16 protein-coding genes and 1 other RNA gene are annotated in these 14,572 nt (G+C 58.6%); 8 read left to right on the top strand and 9 right to left on the bottom strand.

Annotated features, from left to right (window positions below):
* Positions 1-16: 16 nt before the first annotated feature.
* From PSPTO_RS27040 to PSPTO_RS27030, 3 genes are all read right to left on the bottom strand, one after another.
* A complete protein-coding gene (locus PSPTO_RS27040) occupies positions 17-289 on the bottom strand; it encodes a bacteriocin immunity protein (RefSeq protein ID WP_011105385.1) in 273 nt (90 codons plus the stop codon).
* Positions 279-2,246 carry an S-type pyocin domain-containing protein gene (locus PSPTO_RS27035; protein ID WP_011105384.1) on the bottom strand — a complete coding sequence of 656 codons (1,968 nt, stop codon included), beginning with the start codon at positions 2,244-2,246 and terminating at the stop codon, positions 279-281. Before PSPTO_RS27035 ends, PSPTO_RS27040 begins: the two co-directional genes overlap by 11 nt.
* A 98-nt stretch (positions 2,247-2,344) precedes the next feature.
* A complete protein-coding gene (locus PSPTO_RS27030; protein WP_011105383.1) occupies positions 2,345-3,322 on the bottom strand; it encodes an NADPH:quinone oxidoreductase family protein in 978 nt (325 codons plus the stop codon).
* Positions 3,323-3,452: 130 nt separating this feature from the next.
* Here PSPTO_RS27030 and PSPTO_RS27025 point away from each other — a divergent pair, with 130 nt between their 5' ends.
* Entirely contained in the window at positions 3,453-3,860 is a 408-nt protein-coding gene (locus PSPTO_RS27025) for a flagellar basal body-associated protein FliL (RefSeq protein ID WP_002551568.1), read from the top strand.
* A 7-nt stretch (positions 3,861-3,867) separates the two neighbouring features.
* Here PSPTO_RS27025 and PSPTO_RS27020 read toward each other — a convergent pair whose 3' ends face one another.
* Positions 3,868-4,317, bottom strand: a complete 450-nt coding sequence (locus PSPTO_RS27020; protein WP_005765622.1) for an EVE domain-containing protein — start codon at positions 4,315-4,317, stop codon at positions 3,868-3,870.
* A gap of 193 nt (positions 4,318-4,510) precedes the next feature.
* On the opposite strand from PSPTO_RS27020, the gene PSPTO_RS29990 reads away from it, so the two are divergent.
* The gene (locus PSPTO_RS29990; RefSeq protein WP_011105382.1) at positions 4,511-4,663 is read left to right on the top strand and encodes a hypothetical protein; all 153 of its coding nucleotides are present in this window, start codon (positions 4,511-4,513) and stop codon (positions 4,661-4,663) included.
* 46 nt (positions 4,664-4,709) lie between these two features.
* Here PSPTO_RS29990 and PSPTO_RS27015 read toward each other — a convergent pair whose 3' ends face one another.
* The 4 genes from PSPTO_RS27015 to PSPTO_RS27000 all read right to left on the bottom strand — a co-directional run bounded on the left by PSPTO_RS27015 (position 4,710) and on the right by PSPTO_RS27000 (position 6,160).
* Entirely contained in the window at positions 4,710-5,321 is a 612-nt protein-coding gene (locus tag PSPTO_RS27015; RefSeq protein WP_011105381.1) for a 5-formyltetrahydrofolate cyclo-ligase, read from the bottom strand.
* A 94-nt stretch (positions 5,322-5,415) separates the two neighbouring features.
* Positions 5,416-5,594, bottom strand: a non-coding RNA gene (gene ssrS, locus PSPTO_RS27010) — 6S RNA.
* 30 nt (positions 5,595-5,624) lie between these two features.
* A complete protein-coding gene (locus PSPTO_RS27005) occupies positions 5,625-5,954 on the bottom strand; it encodes a cell division protein ZapA (protein ID WP_003380079.1) in 330 nt (109 codons plus the stop codon).
* Positions 5,951-6,160 carry a TIGR02449 family protein gene (locus PSPTO_RS27000; protein ID WP_002551573.1) on the bottom strand — a complete coding sequence of 70 codons (210 nt, stop codon included), beginning with the start codon at positions 6,158-6,160 and terminating at the stop codon, positions 5,951-5,953. Before PSPTO_RS27000 ends, PSPTO_RS27005 begins: the two co-directional genes overlap by 4 nt.
* 150 nt (positions 6,161-6,310) lie before the next feature.
* On the opposite strand from PSPTO_RS27000, the gene PSPTO_RS26995 reads away from it, so the two are divergent.
* From PSPTO_RS26995 to PSPTO_RS26980, 4 genes are all read left to right on the top strand, one after another.
* Positions 6,311-6,865: a YecA family protein gene (locus tag PSPTO_RS26995; RefSeq protein WP_005621372.1), complete on the top strand. Its 555-nt coding sequence runs from the start codon at positions 6,311-6,313 to the stop codon at positions 6,863-6,865.
* 75 nt (positions 6,866-6,940) lie between these two features.
* Positions 6,941-8,275: a Xaa-Pro aminopeptidase gene (pepP, locus tag PSPTO_RS26990; protein WP_011105380.1), complete on the top strand. Its 1,335-nt coding sequence runs from the start codon at positions 6,941-6,943 to the stop codon at positions 8,273-8,275.
* Entirely contained in the window at positions 8,272-9,459 is a 1,188-nt protein-coding gene (gene ubiH, locus PSPTO_RS26985; RefSeq protein ID WP_011105379.1) for a 2-octaprenyl-6-methoxyphenyl hydroxylase, read from the top strand. Before pepP ends, ubiH begins: the two co-directional genes overlap by 4 nt.
* A 51-nt stretch (positions 9,460-9,510) precedes the next feature.
* On the top strand, positions 9,511-10,740 hold the full coding sequence (locus PSPTO_RS26980) for a 2-octaprenyl-3-methyl-6-methoxy-1,4-benzoquinol hydroxylase (protein ID WP_011105378.1): 1,230 nt from the start codon (positions 9,511-9,513) through the stop codon (positions 10,738-10,740).
* A 103-nt stretch (positions 10,741-10,843) separates the two neighbouring features.
* Here the strand turns inward: PSPTO_RS26980 and PSPTO_RS26975 are convergent, their stop codons facing one another.
* A complete protein-coding gene (locus tag PSPTO_RS26975) occupies positions 10,844-11,836 on the bottom strand; it encodes an AraC family transcriptional regulator (RefSeq protein WP_007247332.1) in 993 nt (330 codons plus the stop codon).
* Positions 11,837-12,467: 631 nt separating this feature from the next.
* Here PSPTO_RS26975 and PSPTO_RS26970 point away from each other — a divergent pair.
* Positions 12,468-13,751, top strand: coding sequence for an MFS transporter (locus PSPTO_RS26970; protein WP_024656430.1), 1,284 nt, complete (start codon positions 12,468-12,470; stop codon positions 13,749-13,751).
* Between the two features lie 215 nt (positions 13,752-13,966).
* The gene (locus PSPTO_RS26965) at positions 13,967-14,548 is read left to right on the top strand and encodes an alpha/beta hydrolase (RefSeq protein WP_011105376.1); all 582 of its coding nucleotides are present in this window, start codon (positions 13,967-13,969) and stop codon (positions 14,546-14,548) included.
* Positions 14,549-14,572: the final 24 nt, after the last annotated feature.

The raw sequence follows: 14,572 nt of genomic DNA, 5'->3' as shown, positions 1-14,572 counted from the left end.
ATGGTATATTGGGTATTTAGCGTTTGAATCCCGGCTTGCCATTTTCAGCTCGCCATTCTTTGATTGTTTTTAAAATACCCTCCGGGGTGTCCTCCTGACCTTCCTCGGGATAAAAGATTACGTCTGTTTGCGCTGGATGCTCTGTCACCTTTACAAAGTGCTTAACTAAACGATCCATGTGCTTAACAAACTCATCACCATGAAGTTGAATATGTTGAGAAGAGAGTCCCCTCAAAAATTCCAGGAATTCTTCTTCGGTGTAATCTTCTAGCTTTTCTTTAAAGATCATTTTTTTGGCTCCTGTGATGATCAATATGTTGCCTTGATGTCATAATAACCAAGTTGTCGATGTCATAAACCGCGCCGCCTTTTGAAATATAATTTTTATGATGGATTTCAAATCTCGTACGGCCTCCGGCTTGGTCGCTGAGTTTAGGGTGGGGCGCACCACCACCTCGCATTATTTCAAGGTTATTCTGAGTAGACTGTTTCCCTAGCTCGGGATCATCGGCTACGGCTATCCAGGTTGCTTTCCTCAGTGAAGCAAAATCACCAAATCGTCGTCCGCGCAGTTGATCTGCAATATGCGTCGGAATCGATGCGCCTTCTGCACGCGTTCTGTCCCCTAGCCAAACTCCAGTCACCGGCTCACCATACCCACTCGCAACCCCCGGAATCGACCTCGGGTCCTTGAACAACAGGTAAGTGTTAGGCAGCCCTGAATCAATCGGCGATATGAGAATGTAATCATCAGGATCATCTCGATCAATCGCCGGGTAAGCTTCAAGCTCGGGTACAAAAGGTGTCACCACGTTGCCTGGATCTACCGGCAAAGCGGGTGGCCCTGCGGGTGAGCTTGTCGAACTGTCCGCTGGTTGTGCTATTGGCGTCCATATCAGTGCCGGTGTCGATTCCCCGTCACGGATAAACTCGTAGGAATTGTTCTGTGCGTTATAGGTGAAAGTTCTTACGCGAACCTTGGTACCAACTTTCACACCGTCCGTAGCTACCCAGCGTGTAGCGCTTGTGCCAGCTTCATCGGATGTCAGTCGATGAGGCACATCCAGCGTGCCTTTGACGCTGGCAAGGTAGTGCAGATCGATATGCGGCGGCAGGTTGAGCTGCGACAGAGGTGTGGCGATAACGGCGGGCGGCAGTTCTGCGTCGCCCAACGGTTGTGGATACATCGCCAGCAACGTAACCAGATTGCTGCCCAATGTTCTGGTCGCAATCCTGATGAGTTGATCCTTCGCGATGTTGGTCGCAACGGTTCTGATGCCTGGTGCTGCGGTGGTGGTTGACGCGGGGGCAATAACTGACCACAACTTGTCGATGCCAGCGGCCTGTCGTGCTTCCTGACTCGCCGGTTTATTGGCCAGCGACAGTTCAGCATGGCGCATGGAAAGCGCTGCTGATTGTTCATTGAGCAGCGTGACCGACTCGGCAAGAAGCTTTGCTTCGTAGGTTTGAGATAAAGCGTTTACCCACGCTTCATGGGCCTGCTGCACACGTGGAGGATCACCCTGGCTGTAGTACACCAGATAGTTCAGGTGGTCTTTTTGTGTAGCATGGTCAAGCTCTTGACCGGTGAGACTCAGAGCCTGAGCGCGACGCTCGTCCAGTAACGGTTGTTTGATTGCAAGTAAATAGTTAACCCTGGTTTTTTTCTGAAGTATCAGCTCAAGAGTCTGCTCGTCGCGTGGGGGATCAGCATTTAGATCATGACCTGACGCTATTTCTTTTTGAAGATCATTTGGCAGCGATGCAGAAGCCAGTAAGTAGTTTTGTGCCAATCCAGATTGTAACGAGGGATAGGACGCTGTCAGTGTTTCAAGAGCCTGTCGATGTGCCTGATCTTTTTCGGCCTGTGCGCGTACCTGCGTTTCAACGCGCTCTCGCTCGGCGGCTTCCGCCATTGCCCGAGCATGCGCCTCAGCTTCTACTCGTGCGAGATGAGCCGCGTGTTCTGCCGCTTGCCGCTGGGCCAACGCATGCGCCTCTGCCTCTTGTTGCCTTAATAGACGTCTCAGCTGTTTATTAGTGATACCTCTTCGGCGACCGCGCCCTGGGCCTAGGCCGGTAGTGCTGGGTCCGCCGCCGCCACCACCGATTCCAATGCTCCAGCCTGAATTACCTCCACCACTCGCTTTATTAGCAGCTGCCTCGGCCGCTGCCCGGTCTGCGGACCCTAAGTCTGGAATAGGCCAGTATTTTACATATATATGTTTTTCTTGCTCATCTGCCATACAGTTCTCCTTATTAGCTGTATGGCGACTAATTAATCCGCTTTTTCTCCGTCATTGTGATACATAAATATTTTTTGCTTCATACTGTATTACGAGTGTTAATTAACCAAAACCACCACCTTCCCCACAGCCCTGCGCCCCCCCAACAAATCAATCGCCTCCCCAGCCCTTTCCAGCGGATAAACCGTCGATACCAGCGGCTTCAACTTCCCTTCTTCAAACCATGCAAACAACTGCGTGAAGTTCGCTGCATTATCTTGCGATTGTCGCTGCGCAAACGAGCCCCAGAACACGCCGACCACCGAAGCGCCCTTAAGCAGGGCCAAATTGATGGGCAGTTCCGGGATGCGGCCGCTGGCGAAGCCGACGACCAGCAGGCGGCCGTTCCAGGCGATGGTGCGGATGGCCTGGTCGAAGAGGTCGCCGCCGACCGGGTCGTAGATCACGTCGGCGCCGTTGCCTTGGGTGAGGCGTTTGACTTCGTCCTTGAGGCTGGTTTCGCTGTAGTTGATCAGTTCGTCCGCGCCTGCGTTTCTGGCGACTTCAAGTTTCTCGGAGCTGCTGGCGGCGGCGATGACGCGGGCGCCGAGGGCTTTGCCGATTTCCACGGCGGCCAGACCCACGCCACCGGATGCACCGAGCACCAGCAGGGTTTCGCCGGGTTGCAGGTTGGCGCGTTGTTTGAGGGCGTGCATGGAGGTGCCGTAAGTCATGCTGAATGCAGCGGCGGTGGTGAAGTCCATGCTTTCCGGGATCGGCAATACGTTGTAGTGAGGCACGGCGACCTGCTCGGCAAAGCTGCCCCAGCCGGTAAGGGCCATCACGCGGTCGCCGGGTTTAAGGTGGCTGACGTTTTCCCCGACGGCCGCTATCACGCCTGCGGCCTCGCCACCCGGTGAGAAAGGGAAGGGTGGTTTGAACTGGTATTTGCCTTCTATGATCAACGTGTCAGGGAAGTTGACCCCGGCAGCGTGCACATCAAGGAGGATTTCGTTCTTTTTGATCTCGGGGCTGGGCACGTCTTCCAGCACCAGCGTGCTGGCAGGACCGAAGGCTTTGCATAACAGGGCTTTCATCGGGCTATTCCTTTTCCGGTAATGGCCGATAAAGTCAGTTAAGCGGGTTCCCGGGTCAACAAGCATGGCCCTGCCTGATAAGCACACATAAGCTGTAAGCTACGTGGCAAACCGTATTAAGGAGTGGACTGTGAAAGCGTGGATTCTGGTATTGCTGGCCTTGTCATTGCCTGTCATGGCGCAGGAAGAGGCCAAGGAAGAAGGTGGCCCACCCAAAGCGGCTTATGTGTCGCTGACGCCGCCGTTCGTGGGCAACTACGCGCTGGATGGTGGCCCCAAGCTGCGCGTCTACAAGGCAGACATCGCCTTGCGCGTAACCGGTGCCGATGCCGAGGCGGCGGTGAAGCGCAATGACGCCTTGATTCGCAATCAACTGGTGTCGCTGTTTACTCAGCAGACGGTTGATTCGATGAGCAGCGCAGAAGCGAAGGAAAACATTCGTCAGGAAGCGCTCAAGCAGGTTCAGCGCGTCATGAATGATGAAGAAGGCAAGCCGATTGTCGAAGACTTGCTGTTCAATAACTTCATCGTTCAGTAAGTCTCTGTCAGCGCAGTGCCAGGATCGCCGCCCATTGTTCGGCGGTAACTGGCATGACTGACAGTCGGCTGCCTTTTTGCACCAGAGGCAGTTGCTCAAGCTGGCTTTGCTGTTTCAGATAACCCAGCCCCAGTACGTTCTTGAAGATATCCACAAACCCGATATCGAGGGCACTCCACGGGTTTTTCTCGGTAGTGGCCTTGGCATCGTGATAATGGCTGTCGGGGTCCAGTGCGGTGGGGTCTGGGTAAGCCGTTTTGACGATTTTGCCGATACCGGCAATTCCCGGTTCCGGGCAACTGGAATGGTAGAAAAAGAATTCGTCGCCCTCTGCCATGGTTCTCAGAAAATTACGCGCCTGATAGTTGCGCACGCCGTCCCAGCGCGCTTTGCCCAGTCGTTGCAGGTCGCTGATCGAGAATTCGTCAGGCTCTGACTTCATCAGCCAATAGGCCATTGTGCTCACTCCAGAGACAAAAATTTTACGGTATTACGAACAGTTTGATGACAAACCGACAATCGGTTCGCGCCACTATTTGCGTACTGGTTCACGTTACCGCAAAATGCCGGCCTTTAAAGCTCCACGCTGCTGCACGGCCTCTACAAAACCGATGCTGACATCGTATTGATTTGCCTAAGGAGGGCAGTCAATGAAACGCAAGCTTGATTTACTCTGGATTCTGGTTGTTTTGTTTGGCTTGGGTGTTGTGACGACCGGTTATGCACAGAGCTTGTGGACCAGCAAGGATGACGCTCCCGTCGAGATTACCCAGCAACAGCAAAAAGTCCCCGGCAGGCATTGAGCCCTGTTTCTACTCTGATCGTCGAGCGCCTGACGGGCTGAAACGATCAGAGCCTCTGCGTCAAATACCATTGCTTGTCCGATACCGTGCCCTGTAGCGGTACATCCCAAATGGCCTGCGCCAGTCGATCTACTTTCTGACACTCATGAGCCAAGCCCAGCAGCGCCGGTTTGCGCCAGGTTTTTCTGCGCGCCAGATACGCCAGGCTGCGGTCGTAGAAGCCGCCACCCATGCCCAGGCGACCGCCTTCGTCATCGAAACCCACCAGCGGCATCAGCACCAGGTCGAGTGCCCACACAGGGCGTTGCTTCGTGCGATTGATGCGCGGTTCGGGAATGCGAAAGCGATTGGGGATGAATTTCTCGCCGGGACGCACACGCTGGAAAACCATGCGGGTGCGTGGCCATGCGTTGAGCACCGGCAGGTAAGTTGCCTTGCCGCGACGCTGTGCTTCGCGCAGCAACAGGCGCGGGTCGATCTCGCCGTCCATCGGCAGGTACAGGGAGACGTGACGGGCGCGTCGAAACAGCGGGTGTTGCGCCAACTGCTGGTAGAGGCCGCGGGCGGCTGCGCGTTGCTGGCTGCGAGTGAGCACTCTGCGTGCCTTGCGTAGCTGGCGGCGCAATTGCGGACGTGTAAGTGACTGGGCGCTGATCATGAGCAGGAGGTCATGCAGGCTAATCCGGAAAGGAGGTTGAAGCTTTAGCGGGGTCGTCGTTGCCAGAAAACAGGGCTGGCAACTGACCGAATATGGACTCCCCGACGAACCGCTGTCGGTGTAGCCCTTGAACCCGAAAGTTCAAGGTGGAGATTGCAGGAGGTTTTAAGGCTTTCCGTCGAGCGGACATGCACACCAACCCCAACGTGCAACCCCCGTGGTTGTGCGTATCGGCTCAGGGACATGACCGACTGGCAAGCACTCCAGGGAGCAGCGCGAGTATACAGAAATGCCCCGCAATAATCAGCCCCGAGTTGAGTCCGGTGTGCCGGGCGTGTCTGTGGCCAGCACCAGATCGACCTTGTCGAGCAGATCGCGGACCTGTTCGCGAGTCGAGCCGCTGCTCTGCACGTCAGGCAGATGCTCCTTGTGCAGCAAGTCGTGAGTGATGTTGAGGGCGGCCATGACGGCGATGCGATCGGCACCGATGACTTTGCCGCTGCTGCGGATTTCACGCATCTTGCCGTCCAGGTAACGGGCGGCGCTGACCAGGTTGGTGCGCTCTTCCTGAGGGCAGATGATCGAGTATTCCTTGTCGAGGATCTGAACGGTGACGCTGTTGCCATTGCTCATGAGTCTTGCTCCAGGGCTTTGAGGCGCGAAATCATTGACTCGACCTTCTGCCGGGCGATTTCGTTTTTTTCAATGAGTTGGGCGCGTTCCTCGCGCCAGGTCTTTTCCTGAGCTAATAGGAGTGCGTTTTGGCCTTTAAGTTGCTCGGCGTACTTCAGGAGCAGCTCCACACGTTTCATCAGCGCTTGCAGGTCGGTGTCTTCCATTGTTTTCCACTGAATACTTTCTGATGAATGGCAGGGGGAGCGATGCTTATCCTCAAGCTCGAACCGCCGTCCGGGTGATCTTGTCGCGCGGATAGTCTAGGATACAAGGCCTTCATTCTAGACATTGCGCCGTTTGGCGACTAGCTACCCATGCCCATTCAGAATTCTCCGTACAAAGCGTTCGCCACCCTGCTCAATAGCGGTGGCCATAAAGTATCCCCTGCCGAACTGCACGGCCTGCTGTTGGGCCGCAGTTGCGCGGGTGCCGGCTTCGATAACGAAGGCTGGTTCGCCGACGCCTCGATGCTGCTGGAAACCGAGCCGCAAGACAACATTCGTGCAGCGCTTGTCGGCCTGCAAGAGATGGTCAAGGGCGAACTCACCGGCGATGACATGACCGTCGTGCTGTTGCTGCCGGGCGATGATGAGCCGCTCACCGAGCGCGCCGCCGCGCTGGGCCAGTGGTGTCAGGGTTTCCTCGCAGGCTTTGGCCTAGCCATCGGCGACAAGGTTCTGGGCAGCGAAGCGAAAGCCGTGCTCGAAGACCTGGCTGCCATCGCCCAAGTGCAGGACGCGCTGGAAGAGTCCGAGGACGGCGAGACCGACTACATGGAAGTTATGGAATACATGCGTGTTGCGCCGCTGCTGCTGTTCACCGAGTTCAACGAGCCTGCCGAGCCGCAACCCAAGCCTTCCCTGCACTGATAGCCCATCACTGCGACGCCGGCCCGGGTTGGCAACTGCCCGGTCCGGTGGACTTCATCAGGACTCCCGCTGCCCATGACCCAGATTCCGAAGGCCGAATACGCCCGCCGTCGCAAGGCCCTGATGGCGCAGATGGAGCCGAACAGCATCGCTATTCTGCCGGCCGCTGCGGTGGCGATTCGTAATCGTGATGTCGAGCATGTTTACCGGCAGGACAGCGACTTTCAGTACCTGAGCGGCTTTCCCGAGCCGGAAGCGGTGGTGGTGCTGATTCCCGGACGCGAATATGGCGAGTACGTGTTGTTCTGCCGTGAGCGCAATCCCGAGCGTGAATTGTGGGATGGCTTGCGCGCCGGGCAGGAAGGTGCGATTCGCGATTTCGGTGCGGATGATGCTTTCCCGATCAACGACATCGACGAAATTCTGCCGGGGCTGATCGAAGGCCGTGACCGGGTGTATTCGGCGATGGGCAGCAACCCCGAATTCGACCGGCACCTGATGGACTGGATCAACGTGATTCGCTCCAAGGCGCACCTCGGTGCCCAGCCGCCCAAGGAATTCGTTGCGCTGGACCACCTGCTGCATGACATGCGCCTCTACAAGTCGGCGGCGGAAGTCAAAGTCATGCGCCGCGCCGCAGACATCTCGGCGCGGGCCCATGTGCGGGCGATGCAGGCCTGCCGTGCCGGTCTGCACGAGTTCAGCCTTGAAGCCGAGCTGGATTACGAGTTCCGCAAGGGCGGCTCGAAGATGCCGGCCTACGGCTCCATCGTCGCCTCAGGTCGCAACAGTTGCATCCTGCATTACCAGCAGAACGATGCTGTCTTGCGCGACGGTGATCTGGTGCTGATCGACGCGGGCTGCGAAATCGATTGTTATGCCAGTGACATCACCCGCACTTTTCCGGTGAGCGGCACGTTTTCGCCCGAGCAAAAAGCTATTTATGAACTGGTGCTCAAGTCTCAACTCGCAGCGTTCGAGGCCATCGGCCCCGACAGGCACTGGAACCAGGCGCACGAAGCGACGGTCCAGGTTATTACCGCAGGGCTGGTCGAGTTGGGCCTGCTGCGCGGCGATGTCGATCAGTTGATCGAGAGTGAGGCCTACAAGATGTTTTACATGCACCGTGCCGGACACTGGCTGGGCATGGACGTGCACGATGTCGGCGAGTACAAGGTCGGCGGCGAGTGGCGCGTACTGGAGGTTGGTATGACGCTGACCGTCGAACCGGGAATCTACATATCCCCCGACAACCTGGAAGTCCCGAAGAAATGGCGAGGTATTGGCGTGCGAATCGAGGATGACGTTGTGGTAACCCGACAGGGCTGTGAAATTCTGTCCGGCGGCGTGCCCAAGACCGTGGCCGAGATCGAGGCGTTGATGGCTGCTGCCAGGGTGCAGGTCGCATGAGCCGCTTCAATATTGCCATCGTGGGCGGCGGGTTGGTCGGTGCAAGCCTTGCGCTTGCGCTACAGGCGGGTGCCAAGGCGCGTGGCTGGAAGATCGTGCTCATCGAACCCTTCGCCCCGGGAGACGCCTGGCAACCCAGCTACGACGCGCGCTCTTCGGCGCTGTCGTTCGGCGCACGGCGCATCTACGAGCGACTGGGCCTGTGGCAGCAGATTTCCCGACGTGCCGAGCCCATTCTGCAAATTCAGGTGTCGGACCGCGGCCGCTTTGGCGCTACGCGCTTGTCTGCGATTGAAGAAGGTGTGCCGGCGCTCGGCTATGTCGTGGAAAACGCCTGGCTGGGGCAGTCGCTCTGGGCTGGGCTGGACCGTGACGTGGTCAGTTGGCGCGTGCCGGCCGAGGTCAGGCAGATGCAGCCGCTGGCCGATGGTTATCGCCTGACCCTCAGTGATGAAACCGAGCTGGAATGCGATCTGGCCGTGCTGGCCGATGGCGGTCGTTCCAGCCTGCGTGAGCAACTGGGTATCGGTGTACGGCAGCGGCCTTACGATCAAAGCGCGCTGATCGCCAACATCTCGCCGGGCGAGGCACATTGCGGGCAGGCGTTCGAGCGCTTCACCGACGACGGGCCGATGGCCTTGCTGCCATTGCCGGACAATCGCTGTGCGCTGGTCTGGACGCGACCGGGCAACGACACTCAACGTCTTGCCGAGCTGGACGACCGCAGTTTTCTGGAAGAGCTTCAAGGCGTGTTCGGTTATCGCCTCGGCACCCTTCGTCAGGTCGGCGCGCGGCATGTCTACCCGTTGGCGCTGGTCGAGGCCGAAGAGCAAGTGCGCTCGCATCTGGTGATTCTGGGCAATGCGGCGCACAGCCTGCACCCGATTGCCGGGCAGGGGTTCAACCTTTCCCTTCGCGACGCCGATGCACTGGCCCAGACGCTGCTGGAGAGCGACGCGCCGCTCGGCGATCTGCCGACCCTGCAGCTCTACCGCGAGCGCCAGCGTCAGGATCAGCAATTGACCGTGGGTTTCTCCGACAAGGTGACGCGGCTGTTCGGCAGCACTCAGTCGGCCGTCACCACCGGACGCAACCTCGGGCTGCTGGGGCTGGACCTCTTGCCCGCCGCCAAGCGTTGGTTTGCCCGTCAGGCAATGGGTTTGGGGACTCGATCCGATGTTTGACTCACCCACTTCACATACAGGGCTTCGGCCACAAGCGAGAACGCTTTGACCATGGAAACGCGTGCAGATGTGTTGATTGTCGGGGCCGGAATGGTCGGCAGTGCTCTTGCGCTGGCCTTGCAGGGCAGTGGCCTTGATGTGCTGGTGGTCGACGGCGGGCCGCTGAGCGTCAAACCCTTTGACCCGCAATCGACTTTCGAGCCACGGGTCAGTGCCTTGTCAGCGGCCAGCCAGCGCATTCTGCAGCGGCTTGGCGTGTGGGATGGCATCGCGTCGCGACGTACCAGCCCTTACGCGCACATGCACGTCTGGGATGGCAGCGGCACCGGGCAGATCCACTTCTCGGCCTCTAGTGTGCATGCCGACGTGCTGGGCCATATCGTCGAGAACCGAGTGGTGCAGGATGCGTTGCTCGACCGTTTGCATGACAGCGACATCGGCCTGCTGGCCAACGCGCGGCTAGAGCAGATGCGTCACTCCGGCGATGACTGGTTGCTGACGCTGGCGGACGGTCGTTTGCTGCGTGCGCCGCTGGTGGTTGCCGCCGACGGTGCTAACTCGGCAGTACGCCGCCTGACCGAAACGCCGACGCGCGAGTGGGATTACCTGCACCACGCCATCGTCACCAGCGTGCGCACGGCCGATTCCCACAAGAAAACCGCCTGGCAGCGTTTCACGGATGACGGCCCGCTGGCGTTTCTGCCGCTGGACCGTGAGGGCGAGCACTGGTGTTCCATTGTCTGGTCGGTCACGCCAGCAGAAGCCGAGCGTTTGATGGTGCTGGAAGATGATCTGTTCTGCCGTGAGCTGGAGCAGGCGTTCGAGGGCCGGCTGGGCCAGGTCTTGTCTGCCGACGCGCGCCTGTGCGTGCCGCTGCGCCAGCGTCACGCCAAGCGCTACGTCGCCAATGGCCTCGCGCTGATTGGGGACGCGGCGCACACCATTCACCCGTTGGCCGGGCAGGGCGTGAACCTGGGTTTTCTGGATGCTGCGGTGCTGGCGCAAGTGCTGACCCACGCAGCGCAGCGTGGCGAGCGCGTGGCAGACCTGCGCGTGCTGGGCCGCTACGAGCGTCGCCGCATGCCGCACAACCTGGCATTGATGGCGGCGATGGAGGGCTTTGAACGCCTGTTCCAGGCCAACCCGCTGCCACTGCGCTGGCTGCGTAATACCGGCCTGAAAATGGTCAACCAAATGCCCGAGGCCAAGGCTCTGTTCGTGCGCGAAGCCTTAGGTTTGTCGGGCGATCTGCCGGAGTTGGCACGGCTTGACGCTCGTTAGAGCGTCTATCTACAGCCCAGTGGCGTTGCGCCTGTTCAGCACCGGACGCAGAGCGTCCAGAACGGCGTGCGACGCGGAGCGTCGCACGATAGCTGCATTATCCTCACCGCCCCAACGCACTCCGATACTGCCCCGGTGTCAGCCCGGTCCAGCGTTTGAACGCGCGGCTCAGGCTTTCGGTGTCGCTAAAGCCCAGCAGGTAGGCGATTTCGCTCAGTGAGCTTTGCGGGTCGTTCATGTGCAGCAGTGCCAGGTTCTGGCGGCATTGATTGAGTAACAGGTCGTAACAGCAACCCTCGTCCGCCAAATGGCGATGCAGGCTGCGCGTGCTCAGGTGCAGTGCTGCAGCAATGCTTTCGGCGGTCGGCTCGCCATCCGGCAGCAGGGTTTCGATGGCCGAGCGCACGCGCTGCTCCCAGATCAGCGAAGGCAACGGGTCGCCATTGGCTTTTTGCTCGTTTACCTGCATCGGGCCGTCATCCAGGTGGCTGTCGAAATCATCGCCGCCAAACTCCAGCAGGTTCTCTTGCGCCGAGAACATCACTGGCGAACGAAACAGGTCTTCCCAAGGCTGCGGATTGTCAGGCGCGGGGCGTTGCAGGTGCACGGACAGTGGCGCGTAACCCCGGCCTAACCGACTGCGGCAAGTGCGCACGTAAATGGCCGCGAATGCATCCAGCAATTCATGCGCGGGGAGCTGACACGATTTCGGCGTGCCGAAGCGAAACTCGTAACGCTCGCCGACCGCTCTGAAGTCCAGTTCCAGCGAGTCTTCAGCCATTGCCCGATAGCGCACGATACGCTCGAAAACCTCGCGCAGAGAGCCGCTGGCCACCAGCGTGTAGCCCAGTGCATGGAACGCTGTGGGGCTGACAAAACGCGAGACTCGCAAGCCCAGCGCAGGATCAAGGCTGGCGTGCACCGCCAGTTGCCAAAGCCTGGCGATAGCGTCGGCCGGAAATTGCGCGCCGGGGTCATCCAGCGATTCCATATGGATACCCGCGCTCCTGCACAGCGCATGGCTGTCCACTCCCAGCGCATCGAGTTGCTTGCGCAAGGCGCGGGTCCAACTGGCGAGACTGCTTGGCTCAGGCATGCGGGGCGCCTCCTCCAGCATTCAGCGTCGGACTGTCGCCGACCAGGTATCGCAGGGCACTCCTTTGCCCAATGCCACAGCCAGAGAATGAAAGCATTTATGACAGTTGTGCAAGCCCCCGGAGCTGATTCTCGACGCTGCGCTGTGAGTTGCAGTACTTCATGGCTTGCGATCAGTGGCGAATAGGTCAAAACGAGCTAGAAACGCTGTCTCCCCAAGCAGTCATCGTATAACGAGGGTGTAAGCGTTCAGGCTTCAACATTCGCAAGCGCTTGCCAAGCGGAGTCAACAGCGTTTCTGGCATTTGACACTGGCATGGCAAATGACTATAAATGCGGGATGTTGTACGACAACATAAGACCTTTATAAAATTACAACCATAAAAATAATTCAAAGAGTAACAAAGCCATGATCAGACAAAATTGTCAGGCAAAAATCCTGTCTGGATTGCTCGGTAGGTCACCTAAAGCGTCTGAATATCGTCGAAATCCATCGATTAGCCCCTCTGCGGTATCCGCAATCTAACGTTACATAAAAAACAGCCGCTCCACGGTTCTGGCCGAGGGACGCTCATCGCCAATCTAAAAATAAACAGGGTGAAGAGATGAAGATAAAAGGAATTCGATGGTGGATGGTGGGGCTGGTCACGGCCGGCCTGGTCGTCAACTACCTCGCACGCAACACGCTGTCCGTTGCAGCGCCGACGCTCATGAGTGAGCTGAGCATTTCCACCGAGCAGTACGCGCACATCGTGGTCGCCTGGCAGTTGTGCTACGCGATCATGCAACCGGTGGCGGGCTACATCATCGACGCAATAGGCACCAAGATGGGCTTCGCGATTTTCGCTGTGGCCTGGTCGGGTGCCTGTGCTGCGGCAGCGTTCGCAACTGGCTGGCAGAGCCTGGCAATCTTCCGTGGCCTGCTCGGGCTGACCGAAGCGGCGGGCCTGCCTGCGGGCGTCAAGGCGACGACCGAATGGTTTCCAGCCAAAGAGCGCTCGGTCGCCATCGGCTGGTTCAACATCGGCTCGTCATTCGGCGCATTGCTCGCGCCACCGTTGGTGGTCTGGGCGATTCTGCACAGCGGCTGGGAACTGGCGTTTCTGATTGTCGGTGGCCTGGGGATCGTGTGGAGCGGGCTGTGGCTGCTGCTCTACAAGCACCCGCGTGACCAGAAACGTCTGGGCGATGCCGAGCGCGATTACATTCTCAGCGGCCAGGAATCGCGCCTCAAGGATGCACCTGCCCAAAAAGGCAGCTGGAAACGCCTGTTCAAGAACCGCAATTTCTACGCCATCGCCTCGGCGCGCATTCTGTCCGAGCCCGCCTGGCAGACCTTCAACGCGTGGATCCCGCTGTACCTGATGACCGAACGGCACATGAACATCAAGGAAGTCGCGATGTTCGCCTGGCTGCCGTTCCTGGCGGCCGATATCGGCTGCGTGCTGGGCGGCTATCTCAGCCCGCTGTTTCACAAGTACTGCAAGGTCTCGCTGTTCACCTCTCGCAAGATGGTCATGCTGTTCGGCTGTTCATGCATGATCGGCCCGGCCTGCATCGGGCTGGTCGAAAGCCCTTACACCGCCATTGCGCTGCTGTGCATTGGTGGCTTTGCGCACCAGACTCTGTCGGGTGCGCTGTACTCGATCACCTCCGACTCGTTCGGCAAAAACGAAGTGGCCACGGCCACGGGCATGGGCGGAATGTTCGGGTTCATGGGGGCGGCTGCGTTCACGATGGTGTTTGGCGTGCTGGTCACCAAGATCGGCTACAGCCCGCTGTTCGTGGTACTGGCGATCTTCGACGTGGTGGCCGCGATTGTGGTCTGGACCGTGGCCCGCGAGGTGCCGCAAAACGAAGAGCCCGTTGCACTTGGCGTCGGTGAGCCGGGCCCTCGTACAGTTCCGGTAACCTGAGCGCCGTCGTAATCCTGTAACCAAGCGCGGATATTCTTTGCCCTGAAAGTGATTTTTTATTAGAGGCCGTTCCTCGAAGGCAGGGGACGGCTTCTTTTTTTGTCTGACGGCTTATATTCGTTTTGGGAATTAACAAATAGCTTCTTATTCCTTAGCGAATATAACTTGAGTCCCTATACTCGTCTCATGAACGCATACATGCAGGAGGCGAATCCATGCATAACGAGTCGATCCGGTATCTGATCGTGCCAGGCTGGCAAGGGTCTCCTGATGATCATTGGCAGGCCCATTGGCAAAACAGCCTGCCCAACAGTACACGCGTAGAACAAGCCGACTGGCTCAAACCGCGCCGTGAAGACTGGGTGGGCGAGCTGCAGCGCACCATTGCCGCGCAGAGCACGCCAGTGATCCTGATCGCCCATAGCCTGGGTTGCGTGACGGTCGCGCACTGGGCGCAACTCGCGCCGCTGGAAACCCTTCGCCAGGTGCAAGGCGCGTTGCTGGTTGCGCCTGCCGATGTCGAGCGTCCGAACTGCCCCCCTGCATTGCGCAACTTCGCGCCGATTCCTGCCGATCTGCTGCCGTTTCCGACGCAGGTTGTCAGCTCCGACAACGACCCTGCCGTCAGCTCCCAGCGCGCTATTGAAATGGCTCGTCATTGGGGTGCAGAGCTTGGGTTTCTGAGCCAGGCCGGGCATATCAACGTCAAGTCCGGTCATCAACGCTGGGAGCAGGGCTTCGCTTATCTGTACCGGCTGCAAAATCGTCTGGAGCAGCACGCGCGTCGTCGCGCATGAGCGGATTACGTATCTATCGGGCCT

It is taken from the genome of Pseudomonas syringae pv. tomato str. DC3000, from assembly GCF_000007805.1.
Lineage (GTDB): Bacteria > Pseudomonadota > Gammaproteobacteria > Pseudomonadales > Pseudomonadaceae > Aquipseudomonas > Aquipseudomonas avellanae.
Note: the sequence above shows the minus strand (reverse complement) of the source record. Positions and strands in the feature narration are given on the sequence as shown.

What these genes read in the sequence shown, in the direction of transcription:
- PSPTO_RS29990 (WP_011105382.1), top strand. Translation starts at nt 4,511, where the DNA reads ATGAAACGCAAGCTTGATTTACTCTGGATTCTGGTTGTTTTGTTTGGC.
- PSPTO_RS27035 (WP_011105384.1), bottom strand. Translation starts at nt 2,246, where the DNA reads ATGGCAGATGAGCAAGAAAAACATATATATGTAAAATACTGGCCTATT.
- PSPTO_RS27040 (WP_011105385.1), bottom strand. Translation starts at nt 289, where the DNA reads ATGATCTTTAAAGAAAAGCTAGAAGATTACACCGAAGAAGAATTCCTG.
- PSPTO_RS26995 (WP_005621372.1), top strand. Translation starts at nt 6,311, where the DNA reads ATGCCCATTCAGAATTCTCCGTACAAAGCGTTCGCCACCCTGCTCAAT.
- PSPTO_RS27000 (WP_002551573.1), bottom strand. Translation starts at nt 6,160, where the DNA reads ATGGAAGACACCGACCTGCAAGCGCTGATGAAACGTGTGGAGCTGCTC.
- PSPTO_RS26980 (WP_011105378.1), top strand. Translation starts at nt 9,511, where the DNA reads ATGGAAACGCGTGCAGATGTGTTGATTGTCGGGGCCGGAATGGTCGGC.
- PSPTO_RS27030 (WP_011105383.1), bottom strand. Translation starts at nt 3,322, where the DNA reads ATGAAAGCCCTGTTATGCAAAGCCTTCGGTCCTGCCAGCACGCTGGTG.
- pepP (WP_011105380.1), top strand. Translation starts at nt 6,941, where the DNA reads ATGACCCAGATTCCGAAGGCCGAATACGCCCGCCGTCGCAAGGCCCTG.
- PSPTO_RS26975 (WP_007247332.1), bottom strand. Translation starts at nt 11,836, where the DNA reads ATGCCTGAGCCAAGCAGTCTCGCCAGTTGGACCCGCGCCTTGCGCAAG.
- ubiH (WP_011105379.1), top strand. Translation starts at nt 8,272, where the DNA reads ATGAGCCGCTTCAATATTGCCATCGTGGGCGGCGGGTTGGTCGGTGCA.
- PSPTO_RS27005 (WP_003380079.1), bottom strand. Translation starts at nt 5,954, where the DNA reads ATGAGCAATGGCAACAGCGTCACCGTTCAGATCCTCGACAAGGAATAC.
- PSPTO_RS26965 (WP_011105376.1), top strand. Translation starts at nt 13,967, where the DNA reads ATGCATAACGAGTCGATCCGGTATCTGATCGTGCCAGGCTGGCAAGGG.
- PSPTO_RS27020 (WP_005765622.1), bottom strand. Translation starts at nt 4,317, where the DNA reads ATGGCCTATTGGCTGATGAAGTCAGAGCCTGACGAATTCTCGATCAGC.
- PSPTO_RS27015 (WP_011105381.1), bottom strand. Translation starts at nt 5,321, where the DNA reads ATGATCAGCGCCCAGTCACTTACACGTCCGCAATTGCGCCGCCAGCTA.
- PSPTO_RS26970 (WP_024656430.1), top strand. Translation starts at nt 12,468, where the DNA reads ATGGTGGGGCTGGTCACGGCCGGCCTGGTCGTCAACTACCTCGCACGC.